Source organism: Streptomyces inusitatus (assembly GCF_014651115.1).
Classification (GTDB): Bacteria; Actinomycetota; Actinomycetes; order Streptomycetales; family Streptomycetaceae; genus Streptomyces; species Streptomyces amakusaensis.
On record NZ_BMWG01000008.1, the window covers coordinates 231475 to 249394 of the forward strand.

General features: G+C 70.2%; 10 protein-coding genes. 4 read left to right on the plus strand and 6 right to left on the minus strand.

Annotated features, from left to right (window positions below):
- The first annotated feature begins 81 nt into the window (after nt 1–81).
- From IE247_RS16125 to IE247_RS16140, 4 genes are all read left to right on the plus strand, one after another.
- A complete protein-coding gene (locus IE247_RS16125) occupies nt 82–960 on the plus strand; it encodes an alpha/beta hydrolase (RefSeq protein WP_229869141.1) in 879 nt (292 codons plus the stop codon).
- Nucleotides 961–980: 20 nt separating this feature from the next.
- Nucleotides 981–1535 carry a hypothetical protein gene (locus tag IE247_RS16130; RefSeq protein WP_229869142.1) on the plus strand — a complete coding sequence of 185 codons (555 nt, stop codon included), beginning with the start codon at nt 981–983 and terminating at the stop codon, nt 1533–1535.
- Nucleotides 1536–1626: 91 nt separating this feature from the next.
- On the plus strand, nt 1627–3177 hold the full coding sequence (locus IE247_RS16135; RefSeq protein WP_229869143.1) for a DHA2 family efflux MFS transporter permease subunit: 1551 nt from the start codon (nt 1627–1629) through the stop codon (nt 3175–3177).
- A 268-nt stretch (nt 3178–3445) separates the two neighbouring features.
- Nucleotides 3446–10849, plus strand: a complete 7404-nt coding sequence (locus IE247_RS16140) for a LamG domain-containing protein (protein WP_229869144.1) — start codon at nt 3446–3448, stop codon at nt 10847–10849.
- Nucleotides 10850–10919: 70 nt separating this feature from the next.
- Here the strand turns inward: IE247_RS16140 and IE247_RS16145 are convergent, their stop codons facing one another.
- The 6 genes from IE247_RS16145 to IE247_RS16170 all read right to left on the minus strand — a co-directional run bounded on the left by IE247_RS16145 (nt 10920) and on the right by IE247_RS16170 (nt 17913).
- Entirely contained in the window at nt 10920–11753 is an 834-nt protein-coding gene (locus IE247_RS16145) for an SDR family NAD(P)-dependent oxidoreductase (RefSeq protein WP_190123809.1), read from the minus strand.
- Nucleotides 11754–11866: 113 nt separating this feature from the next.
- Nucleotides 11867–13477 carry an aspartate aminotransferase family protein gene (locus IE247_RS16150; RefSeq protein ID WP_190123810.1) on the minus strand — a complete coding sequence of 537 codons (1611 nt, stop codon included), beginning with the start codon at nt 13475–13477 and terminating at the stop codon, nt 11867–11869.
- A complete protein-coding gene (locus IE247_RS16155) occupies nt 13474–14652 on the minus strand; it encodes an acyltransferase family protein (RefSeq protein ID WP_190123811.1) in 1179 nt (392 codons plus the stop codon). The genes IE247_RS16150 and IE247_RS16155 overlap by 4 nt, the downstream gene beginning before the upstream one ends.
- Nucleotides 14653–14758: 106 nt before the next feature.
- Nucleotides 14759–15172 (minus strand): YybH family protein, encoded by a 414-nt coding sequence (locus tag IE247_RS16160; protein WP_190123812.1) that lies wholly within the window; start codon nt 15170–15172, stop codon nt 14759–14761.
- Between the two features lie 70 nt (nt 15173–15242).
- Nucleotides 15243–16655, minus strand: coding sequence for a flavin monoamine oxidase family protein (locus IE247_RS16165; protein ID WP_190123813.1), 1413 nt, complete (start codon nt 16653–16655; stop codon nt 15243–15245).
- A gap of 79 nt (nt 16656–16734) precedes the next feature.
- Nucleotides 16735–17913: an acyl-CoA dehydrogenase family protein gene (locus IE247_RS16170; RefSeq protein WP_190123814.1), complete on the minus strand. Its 1179-nt coding sequence runs from the start codon at nt 17911–17913 to the stop codon at nt 16735–16737.
- Nucleotides 17914–17920 lie beyond the last annotated feature (7 nt).

The following is a 17920-nucleotide window of genomic DNA, read 5'->3' on the forward strand; positions in this document are numbered from 1 at the left end:
CCGGAGGCCCCGGACACTTCGGAGACAGGGGGGAAGCGGCCGGCGGCCCGCCGGGGCTCCCTTCCGCAACGGATACTGGCGGTGCCTGCGCTGCCCGCCGCGCCGGTCTACGGCGCGCTGCTCTCGTATCTCGTCTACCACCCGCCCCGGCGGCCCCATCACAAGCATCCCGCGAAGGATTTCGGGCTGCCGGTGGAGGAGTTGTGGGTACGGCTGCCCGGCGGGCGGCGGAAGCTGCACATCTGGCTCTGCCGGGGCGGCGCCGACCGGGTGGTGGTCGTCGGCCACGGCATAGGTCTGAGCAAGTCGGCAAGCCTGGCGCAGGCGGCCTTCCTCCACGAGGCGGGTTACACGGTCGCCCTGTTCGACCACCGCAATCACGGTCTGAGCGACTCGGACAAGGCGTTCTGGGGGCTGAGCGAGCGCCACACCGACGATGTGGTGGCGGTCGTGGACACGCTGCGGGCGATGCCCGAGTACGCCGAAGCGCGGTACGCGGTCTACGGGTTCTCCTTCTCCACCTTCCCCTCGCTCTATCTGCTGAAGCGGGCGGGCTGCCAGGTGGAGGCGATCGTCTGCGACAGCGGACCGGCCCTTGAGCTGCTCCCGCTGTTCCAGAACTTCCTGCGCGCCAAGGGGCTTCCGGTGCCGCCGCCGCTGCGTCACCGGCCCTCCTGGCCGGTGCTGACCGCCGTCTTCTCCCGGCTGGGCACCGCGATGCTCCAGGCGGAATGGCCGCCGCCGGTCACCGACGCCTATCTGCGCACACCGGTGCTGATCCTGGCGGGCGAGGAGGACTCGATCATCCCCGTGGAGAGCGCCCGGGCGCTGGCCGCCCGCTATCCCGGGGCCGAGTTCGAGGTGCTGCCCGGCACCGAGCACCTCCAGGGCATGAAGACCGACCCGGAGCACTACCGGGGCACGGTCCTCGCCTTCCTGAAGCGGGCGCTGGGCGGATGAGGGACTCGGGATCGCCCCGTGTGTGGGGCGCGCGACCGGCGGAGCTGGCCGACTCCTACCCCTGCGACGATCTGCTGGGGCCGGACGCCGAGCCCTGGATCCGGGCGGTGACCGTACGCGCGGACGCCGCGACCGTCTTCCGCTGGCTCTGCCAGCTCAAGGTCGCGCCGTACAGCTACGACAGTCTGGACAACTTCGGCCGCCGCAGCCCCAGAAGGCTCACCCCCGGGGCGGAGGTGCTGGAGAAGGGCCAGCGGGTGATGACCATCTTCGAGCTGGTCTCCTTCGAGAGGGACCGGCATCTGACGCTGCTGCTGACGAGGGCCTGGGCGATACGGGCCTTCGGGCGGTTCGCCCTCACCTACGCCGTGGTCCCCGAGGGCGAGGAAAGCTGCCGGCTGCTGGTGAAGATGGTCGTCGGCCGTCGGCCCGGGGCGCTGGGCGGCCCCCGGCTGAAGATGATGGCCTGGGGCGATCTGCTGATGATGCGCCGTCAGCTGCTGACGCTGCGCGATCTCGCGGAGGGCCGTGGGCAGGTCAAGGGGGTACGTCCACCCACGGGCGGTGGCAACTAACTGCCAGCTCTCCGAGGGAAGTTGACCACGCTTCGGCGCTCCGTGAACGATCAGTCGACAGCGTGCGACATCCACAGCGAGAGGCCTTCCCGTGGTTCAGCCGATTGCAGGAGAGAACCCGGGCCGGGTCGGGGCCGAGCCATCGGCACAGACCCCGAGCGGTCGCCGCTGGCTCGCCCTCGCCGTACTGGTCCTCGCCCAGCTGACGGTCTGGCTCGACAACACGATCCTCAATGTCGCGCTGAACACCCTCGCCGATCCCGGCGAGGGGCTCGGGGCCACCACCAATGAGCTCCAGTGGAGCATCAGCTCCTACACGCTGATCTTCGCCGTGATGCTCTTCAGCGGCGGGGTGCTCGGCGACCGCTACGGCCACCGCAGACTGCTGCTGGCGGGCACGCTGATCTTCGCCGCCGCCTCCTTCTGGGCGGGGGCGAGCGACAGTCCGGCCGAACTGATCGTGGCCCGGGGCGCGATGGGCGTCGGCAGCGCCCTGATCATGCCGGCGACGCTCTCCCTGATCGCCGCCGTGTTCGACGCCCGCGAGCGGGCCATGGCCATCGCGATCTGGTCCGGCTCCAGCGGGCTGGCCATCGCGGCCGGCCCGCTCGTCGGCGGCGCTCTGCTGGAGCGCTTCTGGTGGGGCTCGGTCTTCATGGTCAACGTCCCGCTGGCCGCGATCACCGTGATCGGTGCGCTTCTGCTGCTGCCCGCCGCCCGGGGCACGGTCCGCACCTCGCTGGACCCGCTCGGGGTGCTGCTCTCCACCGTCGGCCTGGGCGCGGTGGTCTACGGGCTGATCGAGGGCGGCCACCTCGGCGAGTGGACCAGCCCTGGTGTGCTGTGGCCGATCGTCGGCGGACTGGCGGTGCTCGCCGTCTTCGTCCTGGTGGAGCTGAAGGTGGCCACCCCCAGCCTTGATGTGCGGCTCTTCGGCAACGCCCGGTTCACCGGCGCCACGCTCTCGGTGATGCTGACCTTCTTCAGCCTCTCCGGGTCCATGTTCTACACCTCCTTCTATCTCCAGGGCGTACGCGAGCAGAGCCCCTTCGAGGCCGGACTCAATCTGCTGCCGGTGGCGATCGGGGTGCTGGTGGGCGCTCCCGCCTCGGCGGCGCTGGTCCGCAGATTCGGGCTGGGCCCGGTGGTGAGCGTGGCCATGACCGTCGCGGCGGGGACCTTCCTCGCCTATGCCTGGCTCGACGAATCCACCCCGATGACGTACTTCTGGCTGCTCCTGGTGGTGCAGGGGGCCTCGATGGGCGCGGCGATGGCCCCCACCACCGAGGCGGTGATGTCGGTCCTGCCCGAGGAGCGGACGGGCGCGGGCTCGGCGGTGAACAACTCGATGCGGCAGATCGGCGGAGTGCTGGGGGTGGCCGTCCTCGGCTCGCTGCTCACCAGCGTCTACGGCTCGGACGTCGAACCCCGGCTGGCGGGGCTCCCGGAGCCGGCCGCCGAGGCGGCGAAGGAGTCGGCCGAGGCCGCGCGGCAGATCAGTCTGGAGCTGAAGCTGCCGGAGCTGGTCGCGGCGGCCGACGAGAGCTTTCTCCACGCGATGCATGTGACGGCGGTCGTCGGCGGAATCGTGGCGGCGCTGGGCGCGGTCGTCGTACTGGTGGCGTTCCGTAAACCACGCTGACCAATAATTCTCCATCAGAAGATCGGTTAGGTGTATCTCACCTCCCGGCCAGCGGGAAACACCGCCCTGGACAGCCGACACAGGTGGATAGTCATATCTATCTGCTTTTATCGGCCATTGACGGTCTGTTCGATATTCGGCGAATAGGTCCGCGTGCTCAACTGTCTCTCGCTTCCCCGTCCCCCGAAGCGTTCCCGTACGGCCATGGGCCGCCCCGCCCATCGCTCCGCCGTGCCCGGACGCCGTGTGAACAGGAGTGACGACGACGATGACCACCGACCGCAGTCTGTCGAAGATCTACAGCGACCGGACCTACACCCACACCACGATGGTCCGCCACCAGGGAACCGCCCTCGCCTTCGCCCTCGACAACCGGCGCCGCGTTCTCTACACCGTGCTCGACCTCTCCGTGTACGACGAGAAGCGCGGCGAACTGGACGCCGCCTACTGGTCCGAGAACCCCGCCGAGCTGCCGTTCCCCGACGAGATCGTCAAAGTCGGCTACGCCCTGGTGGGCGCGGTGGCGATGCCCGTGGTCAAGAAGGGCGGCCGGACCGAGGCGGCGGAGGGCCAGGAGCTCTCCCCGGAGGAGACCGACGCCTTTCTGTCGAGCACCGCGCGGCTGACCGCCCCGGCCCCCTTCCAGGTGACCTCGGACGGCACCCATGTGGTGGTGCTGCGCCAGGCGATCGGCGCGACCCACACCGACGCGGTGTTCACCCTGGCCGGAGGCGGCTCCTCCGGCGACACCACCCGTACCGACTTCGTCACCGCCACCGGCGGGGCGAAGGTGCCGGTGGTCGCCGACACCCTGCTGGTCGACCGCTTCCTGCTGGTCGACGGCCGGCTGAAGCCGGTTTCGGAGGTGCGCTTCCGGCGCAGCAGGCACAAGAGCGAGCCGCAGTCCTCGAAGGACAGCCTCGGCGCGACCGACATGGACGGCAAGCCGTTCCACGAGCCGACGCAGGAGCTGGCGTTCATCAGGAATCTCACCGAGGGCCGGTTCGCCGCGCTGCTGACGCCGACCACGGTGCAGGGGCATCAGCGCTGGCAGTTCTTCGCCCACAACGGGGTGACCCGGCGCGTCGACTCCTTCAATGTCGAACAGGGCGAGGACGGGCTCTTCAACACCCAGGGCAGCCGCTACTGGACCAGCCCCAGCGCCGACTACAAGGGCTCGGTCTTCGAACGCGCCCCGGGAACCTGCCCGTTCACCGGCCTTCCGCTGGTCCCGGTCAGCCCGGAGAACAGACTCGCCGAGACGGCGCTCCAGCTCAACGGCACGAACGCGTACGTGGATCTCGGGGCCGCCGCCGCGCTCAAGTTCCAGGGCAAGCCGTACGCGGTGGAGGCCTGGGTCAGGCCCCAGACGGCGGGCGGTCCGGTCATCGCCCGCTGGGCGGGCTCGGGCCAGGGCGGATTCCAGCTCCGGATCACCAACACCGGCCAGGTGGTGCTGGATCACAGCACCGGCTCCGTGACCTCCAGCCAGACCATTCCCGCGGGCACCTACGCGCACATCGCGGCCTCCTTCGACGGCTCGACGGCCACCCTGTATGTCAACGGCGCGTTCAGCGCGAGCGCGGCGCTCGCCTACCCCACCGACGGCAACGCCTCGCTGCGGATCGGCTCGGCACAGTCCGGCGGCTTCTTCAGCGGGACCGTGGACGAGGTACGGATCTGGAACCGGGCCCGCTCGCGGAGCGAGCTGACGGAGGAGCGCTCGTACCGGCTGATCGGCAATGAGCCGGGGCTGATCGCCTACTACCGGCTCGACGAGGGCGCGGGGACGGCGGTGTACGACCAGACCGACACGGCCGCCCTCGGCACGGTCACCGGCACCGCCACCTGGGTCACCTCCGAGGCCCAGGTGAGCGACCACCCGGGGGTGCGCAGGGACAGTTTCACCGTCGCCGGGCGCGATGTGGTCTCCGGTCTCGCGGCCTCCCTCTACTACCAGCAGGAACAACTGGCCTCCGGCTACGAGGACTCCGCCAAGCCCGCCAAGCGGCAGGCCCGGGTGCTGCTGGCCTTCGCCACCCGCCCCACCGGGAACGCGACCGCCGACGCGCACATCGCCGCCCTCGACTTCGGGGTCGGCGCGGACGGACGGCTCGCCGCCGTGCCGGATGTGCTGACCCTCGCGGACATCGACCGCCAGACGACGGCGACCAGCGAGCAGATCACGGCCAAGTCGAACGCGGTCACCCAGCTGGAGGCCCAGGCCGCGACCATCCAGACCGAGATCCTGAATCTGGAGACCGAGAAGGCGGGCCTGGAGTCGGAGATCTCCTGGGCGACCCTGGCGGCGGCCAACGATCCCACCAAGTGGTCGGTGGAACTCCGCACCGCCACCGGTGCGGTCTACGACGCCGAGACCTCCACCTGCCTGTCGAGCCAGAGCGCGGCCGACGGTCAGGCACTGGCGCTGCTGCGGACCCCGGCCGCGCAGTGGCAGCTGCGGCCCATCTCCGGCAACCAGGTCGGACACGGGAACCCCATCTGCGCGCTGGTCAGGATCGGCGCGGACAATCTGGTCGCCGAGCCCGCGACCACCGCCTCCGGCGCGGTGGTCAAGCTGGTGAGCCGTACGCTCACCGGGACACTGCCCGCCTCCTCCCGATGGCTCATCAGAGGGAACATCGGCTCCGACATCGAGCTCCAGAACGACGGCAGCGGCTTCTGGCTCGGCGCGGGCGTCCAGGGGAATGAGCAGCAGGCGAAGCGCTTCCGCGTCGTGAAGATCGCGCTGCTGCCCGACGCGGCCCTTCAGACCAAGATCTCCCGGGTCGCCACGATCAATACGACCCTGGAGCAGCGCGGCCGGGACTTCGCCGCCAAATGGGCGGAGATCAGGGCGGGCCGTGAGGAGCTGGCGCGGCTCACCAACGGCCTGAGCGGCGCGGGCGACCTGGTGCTGCCCGTACCGCACATCGGCATCGACGCCAGCGGGCTGAGCAGCGCGGGCGGGCTGCTGAAGTTCGCCCGGGGCTCGTCCACCCCCTTCCTGATGGACAGCGCGACCGGCCGGGTGGTGCTCTACTTCCAGGGCTCCAACAGCCAGTTCTTCGCCGCCTATCTGGACACCACCGCCGTGCGCGGCGTTCAGCAGCTCGTCGGCGGGGGTCTCACCACCCTCTTCACGGCCCGCGACCCCGGGGTCGATCTCAGCACCACCCAGATCAGGATCACCGACGCCACGGTGAACAACGCGGCCGTGCCCGGACTCTGCGATCTGACCCTCACCCGGGGGACGGAGACGGAGACCTTCCTGCGGCTGCCGCGCCGCGCCCGCGATCTCGCCGCCGCCGTCAACGGCGACTCCGAGGAACCGGTGCAGGTCGGCACGGTCGCCAGCGTCTCCGGCGATGTGGTGACCCTGACCCAGGCGAGCCGGCTCGCCGTGCCCGCCCCCTCCTACGTCCGCATCGGGACCAGCAACTATCTGGTGAACACGGCCGCCGCCGTGGGGTCGACCACCTTACGGGTGGTGCCCGCGCCGCCCGGCGGGGTCACGGCGGGCACCCCCGTCTCGCTCATCCGCTACGACGCCGACCGCGCCGCCACCTCCCGGCCGGGGGCCTCCCTGGCCGAGGGCTCGCGCTGGATCACGGTCAGCGCCGACAAGGGCGACCTCCCCGTGCCCAACGGCACCGCGACCCCGCAGGCCGCCGGGTACGGAAGCCGCTGGCGCGGCGACTCCCCCGGCCGCGCGTTCGCCCTCGACGGCTACTCCCACCGGCTGTCGCTGCCGGCCGACCGCCTCGACCGGGTCACCGTCACCGGGGATCTCACCGTCGAGGCCTGGGTCAACTCCACCACCGAGTCGGTCGGCAACGCGAGGGTCCTCCATCTGAACCGCGGGAGCACCAGGGCCGGGCTCGCCCTGAGCACCGAGACGGTCCCCGGCGGCATCGCCCTCAACGGCACCGACATCGCCATGGCGATCCCGAACGCGGACCCCACCGGCACCGACTTCACCATCGAGTGCTGGCTCAGGCGCACCACCGGGCGCACGGTGGCCGACACCATCGTCGCCATCGGGACCAACGGGCTGAGCGTCGGCTTCACCAATACCGGCGCGTTCCGCTTCGCCTTCACCGGACAGGACCTCACCACCACCGCGACCTACACGGACGGGGACTGGCACCACTGGGCGGTCACCTTCGACCGGACCACCCGCGTCCAGACCATTCTGCGCGACGGGGTCGAGGTGGCCCGCCGCACGGCGACCGGCGTCCCGAGCGGCACCAATCAGCTCATCGTGGGCCGCACCGACAGCGGGACCTTTACGCACTTCTCGGGCCGGCTCGCCGAGCTGCGCACCTGGAGCGTGGCCCGGTCCGCCGCCGACATCCTCGCCGACCGGAACCGCCGGGTCTCCCCCAGGGAGCCCGGGCTCACCGGGGCCTGGATCTACGACAGCACCCGTCCCCAGCTGAGCCAGTTCCCCGACCTCGGCCCCCTGGGACGGCACGGCGGGGTCTGGGGCACGACCACGTCGGCGAGGGCCGACTCCGCACTCAAGGGCCACCGGGTGGTCGTGGGCGTGGGCGACAAGTTCCGCAAGAGCAAGGAAACCTATCTGAACGGCGAGTGGGCCCATCTCGCGGCGGTCCACGAGCAGTCCTGGGCACTGGCCTTCAACGGCTCCTCCTGGGCCGAGACCCCGGACGCCGACGCCCTCGACGTACCGGGGGATCTGACGATCGAGGTGTTCGCCACCGTCGACGCCATCGGCGGCCGGCAGGGCCTCATCTCCAAGGGGCGGCTCGGCGACGGCTCCGGCGGCAGCGTCCCGTACCAGCTCGCGGTACGCCCGGACGGAAAGCTGGAGTTCGCGTTCGAGGAGCCCGGCCCCACCGTGAAGCGCTTCACCTCCACCTCGGCGATCGCCGCCGGTTTCCGCCGGATCGCGGTCGTCCGCAAGGCCGGCCGGTCCACCGAGGAGATCAAGGGCACCCGCGCGATCACCTACACCGACACCAACGGCCAGACCCAGAGCAAGAACGTCGACGTCGTGGAGCGGGTCGACGCCAAGGCCTGGGACGACATCCGCTTCGTCGTGGACGGCGCCGAACTCGGCACCAGCCGCTACACGGGCCCGGGACCGCGCGGCAACGACGGCGCGCTGGAGATCGGCCGGGCCAGGGAGGGCACCGCCGTCCACGGGCTGAAGGGCACGATCGGCGAGGTGCGGATCTGGGGCAAGGCCCGGGAGACCAACCAGCTGGGCACCGCGATCCAGCCCCGTGACGAGGGGCTGCTCGCCCGCTGGACCTTCGAGGAGAACGAGGGCAGCACCAGCGCCGACACCGCAGGCGGATACGACCTCAAGCTGCACGGGGCGACCTGGGCAGCCGACCCCAACCCGGCCGCCAGCTCCCTGCTGGTCTACCGCAACGGCCAGGCCATCCCCTGCGACTCCACCACCGACAACCTGCTGAACGACTGGGGCGACGAACAACTCACCCTCGGATCGTCCTCCAGGAACGGAACCTTCGGCGATCTCCTGGGCGGCACCCTGGAGGAGGTACGGCTCTGGCGCACCGCCCGCACCCCCGAGCAGCTTCTCGACAATCTCTTCACCCGGGTCAAGGGCGACAAACAGGATCTGCTGGCCTACTGGCCCTTCGACGCCGACACCGTCACCACGGCCACCGACCTCGTCCGGGACCACTCCCTGCGCGGGAACGACCTCGCGATCGGCACCGCCAACACCCGCCCCCAGATCGTCCTGTCCACCGCCCCTGTCTCCGCCGACACCGCCGCCGTGCGCTCCGCGCTCGCCGGGGTGCGCACCGCGTTCCACGAGCAGATCTCCGCGCCGCCCGCCGCCGCCGAGTACGCCGATCTCCAGTACACCCGCGCCGGTGAGGCGTACGGGGTGCTCAAGCGCGCCTACTCCCAGCTGGTGAACGGCGCCTGGCGGCTCACCACCGGCTACAAGGTCGGCGATCTGATCAGCGAGTGGGTCAGCCAGGTGCAGTTCGACCCCCAGCTCATCGGCTACATCGAGGGCGCGCCGCCCGTACCCTCGGAGAATCTCACCGGCGGCACCGACCCCACCGGCTGCGCCAGCGTCACCTTCCAGCAGGCCGACGAGGTCACCTCCACCCTCTCCTCCGCCCGTGAGCGCAGCGTCGACACCGCGTTCAGCGTCTCGGCGGGGAACGAGGTGGACGAAAGCCTGCTGCTGATCATCGCCCCGCTCGGGATCGGCACCGCCGCGCCCGCGGTGTCGGCCTCGCTCAAGGGCCGGATCGGCGGCAGCTTCGAGTTCTCCAACGGATGGACGGACGAGACCTCCGTCTCCCAGGGCACCAGCACCGCCCGGGACACCTCCGCCACCCTCACCGGCAGCTGGGAGGATCCCAGCAGGCCCCTCAACAGCGACATCGGCCGCCGTTTCGTACCGGCGAACAACGGCTACGCGCTGGTGCAGTCGGAGACGGCGGACGTGTACGCGCTGCGGCTGGCGCACTCGGGGGCGCTGGTGGCGTATCGGATGCTGCCCAATCCGGACATCCCCAAGGACTGGAACATCATCTCGTTCCCGATCAACCCCCAGTACACCAAGCAGGGCACGCTGGACGGGGCGGTGGGCTTCAACGCCCAGGGCAAGGTGCTGGATCCCGCCTATGCCAACGCCTCGCAGCGCGGTGAGCACAGCTACTTCAAACCGCGTGAGGCGTACGCGCTGAAGCGGCGGATCCTGCGGGAGCGGCAGCAGCTGGAGAACTACTACGACAGCGTCTCCACCGAGACCCATGACTCGGACCCGACCTCGGAGCGGGCCGCGAAGGTGCTGGAGTCGGTCGTCGGGTCGACGCCGGGGGTTCCGGAGAAGAGCGCGCCGACCGAGTCCTCGGGGTCGTTCGCCAACCGGAACATCGTCAACACCTATGTGTGGACGGCCGACGGCGGCTTCTTCGCCGAGACCACCGGGACCGTGGACGTCGTCAGCGAGACCACCGGCGGTTCCTACAGCTTCTCCGGCGCGGTGACCGGGTCGCTGGAGGGCTCCTTCGAGGTGGCGGGCATCGGCATCGGCTTCCAACTGGACGGCTCGGTGGGCGGCGGGCTCACCGTCACCCGTCAGCGCGCCAAGGAGGCGACCCGCTCGCACAGCCTGGCGGTGGAGTGCAACCCGACCCGGGACCTCCAGAAGTACGAGAACGGCCAGCCCAAGTACGACACGGCGGGCAGGCCGGTCCGGGTCCCCGGCAAGGTGGACGCCTACCGCTTCATGACGCTCTATCTGGGCCAGGACACCACCCACTTCGACGACTTCTACAACAAGGTCGCCGATCCGGTCTGGCTCGCCAACAGCACCGACTCCAACGCGGCGGCCCTGCGCCAGGCGCGGCACAGCGACCGGAAGCCGCCCTGCTGGCGGGTGCTGCACCGGGTCACCTATGTCTCCCGCATCCTGCCCGCGGTGCCGCCGCCTGGAGCGCCCCCGGTGGAGGGGACGCTGCGCGGCGTGGACATCCAGAGCAATTACGAGCTGATCCGCCGGCTCGACCCCTACATCCGTACCGCGACCGACTCCTCCGCCGATCTGGCCGATGCCACCCGTACCGCGCTCGCCGCGCATCTGCCGCAGCTCCTGCCGTACGCGACGGAGATCATCGGCTTCTTCGCGGACTACTACGGGGTGATCGACTGACCGTCCCGGGCGTGCCGCGCCCCCGCCGTCCGGTCCTCTCGGGCCGGACGGCGGGGGCGCGCCGGTGTGCTCACTTCAGATGGAGGAGGTTTCCGGTGACGAGGCGGCCCTGCTCGGAGGCGAGGAAGGCGATCACCTCGGCGACCTCCTCGGGGAGGGCCACCCGTCCCACCTGGCCGCGCACCTCGTCCGAGACCCAGCCGGTGTCCGTGACGGGCGGGTGCACGGCGTTGGCGGTGATGCCGTACGGGGCCAGCTCGGTCGCGGCGGCGAGCGTGTAGTCGACCAGCGCGGCCTTGGCGGCTCCGTAGGAGACCTCCTCGGGGAATCCGCCGCCCGCGCCGGAGGTCAGGGAGACGATCCGGCCCCAGCCGGCCTTCCGCGCCACCGAGCGGCGGGCGAACTCGGCGATCATGAGTGCGCCGCCCCGGGCGTCGACCGCGAACTGGCGGTCGAAGCTCTCGGCAGTGACCGGGAGCAGCGATCTGCCGAAGCGGTCGGTCGCGCCGGGCTTGAAGGTGTCGGCGAGCCAGCCGCTGGCGTTGTTGACCAGGATGTCCACCCCGCCGATCCGCTCCTCGGCGGTGTCGAACAGCCGGGCGGGCGTCAGCGGATCGGCGAGGTCCGCCTCCACGGCCTCGGCCGTGCCGCCCGCGCCCCGGATCGCCTCGACGACGTCGGCGGCGGCCCGGGCCCGGTTGTGGCGATAGGCGTCCGGGGTGGCGGGGTCGGGTGCGTCCTCCAGCCGCAGATAGGTGAGGAGCACCCGGGCGCCCCGGGCGGCCAGCGCCATCGCGGTGGCCGCGCCGATCCCGTGGTTGGCTCCCGACACCAGCGCGACCCGCCCGTGCAGAGTGGCGGAGGCGTCGGCCGGTGTGACGTTCTCCGGGACGAACTCAGACATGTGCGGTCGACACCCTTGAGGTCGTGGGGACGGAACGGCGTCGGCCGGTCCGATGGGGGATCATCATCGGACCGGCCTTCGTGGAGCGTCAACGCGTTTTGCGAACGGGTCGGTCAGGCGTGTACGAGACGCCCGCCGTCCTGGTCGCGGATGATTTCGCACACGGCGCGCAGCGCCCGGCGTATCCGCTCGATCTCCTCGTCGTCGAGATGGATCGACGGCTCCATGCGGAGGGTGTTGACGGAGCTGCCGGTGGGGAAGACCCGGATCCGGTGCTCGTTGAGGAGATGGCCGGAGATCACATAGCCGAGGAAGCCGGCCTCGGCGACGGCGCGGATCTCGGGTGAGGCCGTCCCGGCCTGGTCGTGGAACTCGATGCCGAGCATGAGTCCGCGGCCCCGCACGTCCTTGACGACCTCGGGGAAGTCGGCCCGGATCAGCTCCAGGACGCTCAGCAGTTTCTCGCCCTTCTCGCGGGCGAGACGGTAGGCGCGGCCGTCGTCGGCCTCCAGCAGCTGAAGGGTCTTGAGGGCGATCTGGCTGGAGAAGCCGTCCTTGGCGAAGGTCGAGCTGTGCACCAGCTCGAACTCCTTGCGATAGCGGTCCTGCCTGATCAGCGCCACCGAGGTCTTGGCGACTCCGCCGCCCAGGCTCTTGGCGAGGGTGTAGTAGTCGGCGCGCAGTCCGATGAGGGAGCTGGCGAGGAACGCGCCGGAGCGGCCCATGCCGCTCTGGATCTCGTCGACCACGACGGGGCAGTCGATCTCCTGGCAGACCCGCTGGACCTCGCGGGCGAACTCCTCGCCGATGACCTTGATGCCGCCCTCGCCCTGGATGGGTTCGAGGACGAAGGCGCAGAAGAGCGGGAAGGGGCGCTCGGTCAGCCGGACCGTGCCGTCCTCGGTGACCAGGTCGAGGATGACGGCCCGCTCCTCGCGGACGGTCTTCGCGAGGGCGTCGGGCTGGTCGACGGGGATGAAGCGGGTCTGGGCGGCGAGCGCGGAGAAGGGGAGGCGGAAGGCCTCGTTGTGGGTGAGCTGGACGCTGCCCATGAGCTTGCCGTGGAAGGCTCCCTCGGGGGCGAGGAAGAGCGGCGGGCGGGCGAGCTGCCGGTCGTTGCTCCGCTCCACGGCCTCGATGAGCCCCTCGATGCCGTCCTCGGGGGCGGTGCCCGCGCTCTCGAAGGCGGCGGCCTCGACCCTCGCGCCGGCGGCGACGGCCTCGCGGGCGCTGTCGCGGTGCGCGGCGAGTTCTTCGGCGAGTGCGGCCAGCCGGAGGCCGCGGTCGAGTTCGGCGTGTTTGACGGCGGCCTCGACGGCCTCCGCGCCGCTGTTGGCGAAGACGGCGAAGTAGGGCTCGGTGTCGCCGGTCTCCCGGTGGATGACACGATTCAGTTCGGCGGCGACCCGGTTCGCGTGGGGGTGCGGGGAGAACTGCGCGTGGATCGGCGTCCCGGCCGCGAGGAGTTCCCTGGCGTGGGCCACGATCTCGGGGTCGTTGTGGCCGAGGATCAGCGAGCCGAAGCCGCCGACCAGGTCGAGGACGGGGACCTCCTGGCCGTCCTGGTCCCGGTAGTAGAGCGTGTTGCGCTCGGCGCGGGTGTACTCGACGTTGATCCCGGCCGAGGACAGCACGTCTTCGAGATGGGGTTCGGCGAGCTTGATCCCGGTGGTGCCAGTGGTGCCAGTGGTGCTGGTGATGCTGGCGGTGTTGGCGGAATTCATTCCGTTCCTCTCACTGCTCGGGGCGCGGCGGTCTTCTCCCCGACCGGTCTCTTCGGGGAGCTCCAGCGCCTCATGGCGGGGTTCTCGACGTAGTTGTGCAGCACCCAGGCGCAGAACAGGGTGACCGCGTAGGTGATCACGATGAACAGGGCGGCGCCCGCGACCCCCCAGGACTGCTCGGTGCCGACCAGCTTCCTGGCTCCCACCAGCACGGACAGATGCACCAGATAGAAGGCGAAGGAGAGGTCGCCCAGCCAGACCAGGAAACGGCTCCGCAGCGGGGAGCGGATTCCCTCGACGTCGTCCCTGATCGCCGCGCCGACGATCAGCACGACGGGTACGAAGGTCGCCGCGGCGAAGGCGTAGACCTCGGGCAGGGCGCGCGCGACGACGCAGGACGCCAGGAGGATGAGTGCGGCGGGGCCCATGCCCAGCCTGATCCAGCGACCGCTGATGATCAGCCGGGCGAGGATGATCCCGGCGATGAACTCCAGGATGCGGACCGGCGGGAACACATAGCTGAACCAGACCTGATGGGCGGCCGAGAGCGTCAGATGGCTGAAGACGGTGACCGCGAGGAGGACGACTCCGGTGCCGATGAGCCAGAGCAGGAGACGGTTCTCCCTGATCTTCATGATCCAGGCGAGCAGCAGCGGGAACATGGCGTAGAAGAAGAGTTCCGCCGAGATCGACCAGCTCGGCCCGTTGGCGCTGAAGATGACCCGCAGATCGGGTGTCCAGTTCTGCACCAGGAAGACGGCGGGGATGTCGGCGGCCGAGCTCATGGACCCGGTCAGCACGACGAGACCGATGGCGTACGTCACCAGATGCAGCGGGAAGATCTTGAAGAGGCGCCGCCGCCAGAAGCGGGCGCGGGTGTCCTTGGCCCGCTGGGCCCAGGTGAGGATGAAACCGCTGGTGACGAAGAAGAACGACACACAGGTGTAGCCGATGAACCCGACGGCGTACCGGTAGTTCTCACGGAGTTCGGCGTCCTCGAATATATGGAGGATGTCGATGTCGTAGGGCAGATCGCCGGCCAGGATCATGATGTGGCAGAGGAATACGATCACGGAGGCGACGCCGCGCATTCCCGTGAGCGACGGCAGCGGCGGCCGTCTGCCCTCTGTCCCCACCAGCGGCTGCTGCTGCTGCTCGGAGCGTGTCTCGGTCATCAGTTGGTCTCTCCATGGGTCCATGGGCCGGTCGGTCGGAACTCCTGGAAGGCCAGGGGTCCCGGGGGCGAGCGGCGCCCGCCCCCGGGACCCGTGCCGCTCGTTTCTAGGCGGTGGTCTCCAGCGCCACCGGGCGGTCGACGACCATGCGCCACTTGCCGTCGTCCCCGCGGCGCAGCACATCGGTGCAGATGCCGTGCATACGCTTGTGGCCGCCCTCGGGGTCCGGCAGATCGAGGTCGTACTCGACGAAGATCAGCAGTACGTCTCCGGCGATGTACGCGCCCTTGAAGTCGGCCGCGAGACGGGGGCCGCCCGCGAGCATCTCGGTGATGACCCGGGTGCGTTCCTCTCCGGTCAGCGGCCGGCCCGAGAGGTTGGAGATCGCGTCCTCCCGGTAGAGGGAGTCGAAGATCTTCCCGTCGTTGGTGTTGAAGGCCGCGAGGAAGACCTCGTTCTGCTGCTCAGGATCGTCCGTGAGTTCCAGGTCCAGGGTTCCCGGCTGGATGTCCGTGGCCATGGTGGGGGTGCCTCCGTAGTCTCACCTGGGAGTGGCGTCGTGGCCGGATTCGGGGCGGCCACGACGTGGTTCAGATAAGAGCCGCCGCCTGGCTCGCGGCGCGTGCCCCGTCCTGGATGGCGCCCTCGAAGGAGCCGACCCAGCCGCTGGTCATGTCGCCGCCGGCGAAGGTGATCCGCCCGTGCGGCTGATGGAGACCGGGGAGCTGGCGCAGCAGCTGCCCGGGCTTGCGCATGCCCCAGCCGCCGCCGGAGTAGGGGTCGTTGGCCCAGTCCTGGACCTTCTTGCCGACGACGGTGGCGGTGGGGATGATCTGCTGTACGGCGGCGTTGACGGCGGCCAGGCTGCCGACGTTGAGTCCGGGGCCGTTGATGGCGATCATCAGGTTGTCGCCGTTGCTCAGATGCTGGTGGGTGACGAGGCTGGCGATGGGGTCGCCGGGCGCGCCCTGTGCGAAGACGCGGCCGGGGACGCCCGAGACCCGCAGCCACATCTTGGCGGCGATCGGGCGGACGCCGACGCCCTCGTTGGTGGCGTCCGCGTGCACGGTGGGCAGCCCGGGGGAGAAGGTGATCGTCTTCCACTTGTTGACCGGGGTCGCCACGACCGCGACGGGGGCGGTGAAGGTCGCGCCGCCCTGGGTCGTGACGGTGATCTGGTTGTTCGCCTGGGCGATCTGGACGACGGGGGTGCTCAGCCGCACATCGGCCTGCGCGCCGTTCAGAATGGCCTGGACCAGCGAGGTGATGCCGCCGTTCACCCGGGCGGAGGTCATCTGGTTCCACCCCTGGGCGTTCCAGCCGCACAGGGCCCACCACTGGGCCAGCGCGGTGAGTCCGCCGTTGGCGGCGTCGCCGCCGGAGTAGGTGGCCATCAGGCCCTGGATCAGATTGCGGTCCTGGGTGGTGAGGTTGAGCTGGTTCATCCGGTCGGCGAGCGAGAGCGGGTCGACCGAGGCGAGCAGATCGGACCGGAACAGCGGCTGGTTGGGCTGGGCGAAGTAGTTCTGGGAGCCGTCGAATATCTGGGTGAGCAGCTGCTCCATCCGGTTGGCGGTGACGACGGGGTCGACCGACTGGTAGCCGCTGTTGCCGGTGCGGACGTAGACCGAGGTGGGCGGCGCGTCCACCACGGTGGTGAGGTTGTAGCGGGTCATCTCGGCGTAGGTGCGGTGGTAGTTCGGGTGGAACCAGGCGCCGCCGAGTTCGACCTGGGTGCCGAAGTGGGTGCTGGTCCAGACCCGGCCGCCGATCCTGTTGTTGGCCTCCAGCACCAGCGGGCGCAGTCCCAGGTCGCGCAGGTCCCGCGCGGCGGTCACGCCGGCGAAGCCCGCGCCGATGACGATGGCGTCGTACGGGCCGGTCTTGGTGTTCCGGGTCCGGGCCGCCGCCGGTCGGGCGACGGCCGCGACGCCGGCTCCCAGGGCGGCCGTGCCGCCCACCCTGATCAGATTCCGGCGGGTGATCTGCCGAAAGTTACTCACATGTCCCCCTGGAGAGAAGTTCTCTGACTGTGTGTGGTGTTCTGATCCGCTGTGGTTCTGTGCGCCGCCACCGCCGTGTTCACAGCAGCGGCGTCTCCGGGTCCAGCCCGAGGAGTGCCCGTCCATAGGTCTCCAGGTTGGTGCTGAGCAGCAGCAGGGCGTGGAGCGAGAGGGCCTGGCTGTCGCGGTGGAGACGCTGGATGGGGACGCTCCGCTGGATCACGGAGGCCCCGCTCGCGTTGTGGAGGACCTCGACGGCCTCCTTGGCGAGCTGGATCGCGTACGCGGCCTGGCCGCGCACCGCCGTCTTCTCCTCGATCGTGGGCTGTTCGCCGGCGTCCGCGCGCTCCTGGAGCACCTTCAGCCAGCCGTTGGCGAGCCCTTCCGCCGCGGCGATCTTGTTCGCGGCGGTGGCGACCTGGATCTGGGTCAGCGGGTGCTGACGCTGGTCGCTCCAGGAGGTGTAGGTGATCGACCGGCCGGGCAGCCGGTCGAGGAAGAGTTCGTACGCGCCCTGGGCGATGCCGGTGAAGACGGCGGCGCACTCGGCCATGACAAAGCTGAACAGCCCGTAGTCACGGCCGTCCGCGCTGACGTCGGTCCGGCCCGGGGTGGAGTTGAGAGCGGCGTGCTCGAAGCTCACGACCCGGTGCTCGGGGACGAAGACGTTCTCGGCGGTGGAGGTGGAGCTGCCGGTCGCGACGGCCCCGGAGGTGTGCCAGTCGTCCGCGATCGTGAACTCGGACATCGGGACGATGGCGACGAGGTCCTCGTGGCTGCCGTCCGGCAGCTCCAGCAGGGCGGCCGCGACGTTCCAGTCGGCTCCCCGGCAGCCGGTGTTGAAGCGCCAGCTGCCGTTGAGCAGATAGCCGCCCTCGGTGGGGGTGAGGGTGCCGCTGGGGGTGAAGCCGCCGGAGATGCGGACGGAGGGGTCGCTGAAGATCTCCTCCTGCGCCCGGTCCGGGTAGAGGGTGGCCACCCATGCGTTGGAGATCCACACCATCGAGACCCAGCCGGTCGAGGCGCAGCCCCGGCTGATCTCGGCGAGGACCCGGCACTGCTCGGCGAGGCTCAGCCCGAGTCCGCCGAACCGGCTCGGCGTGGCGGCGCGGAAGACGTCCGCGGCCGCCAGGAGTTCGATGTTCTCGTCCAGGATCCAGCGGCGCTCCTCGGAGGCCTCGCCGTTCTCACGGAGCCTGGGGACGATCTTCTCGATCTTCTCCAGTACGGATTCGACCGCTGTGCCGGTGCTGGTCATATCGCCT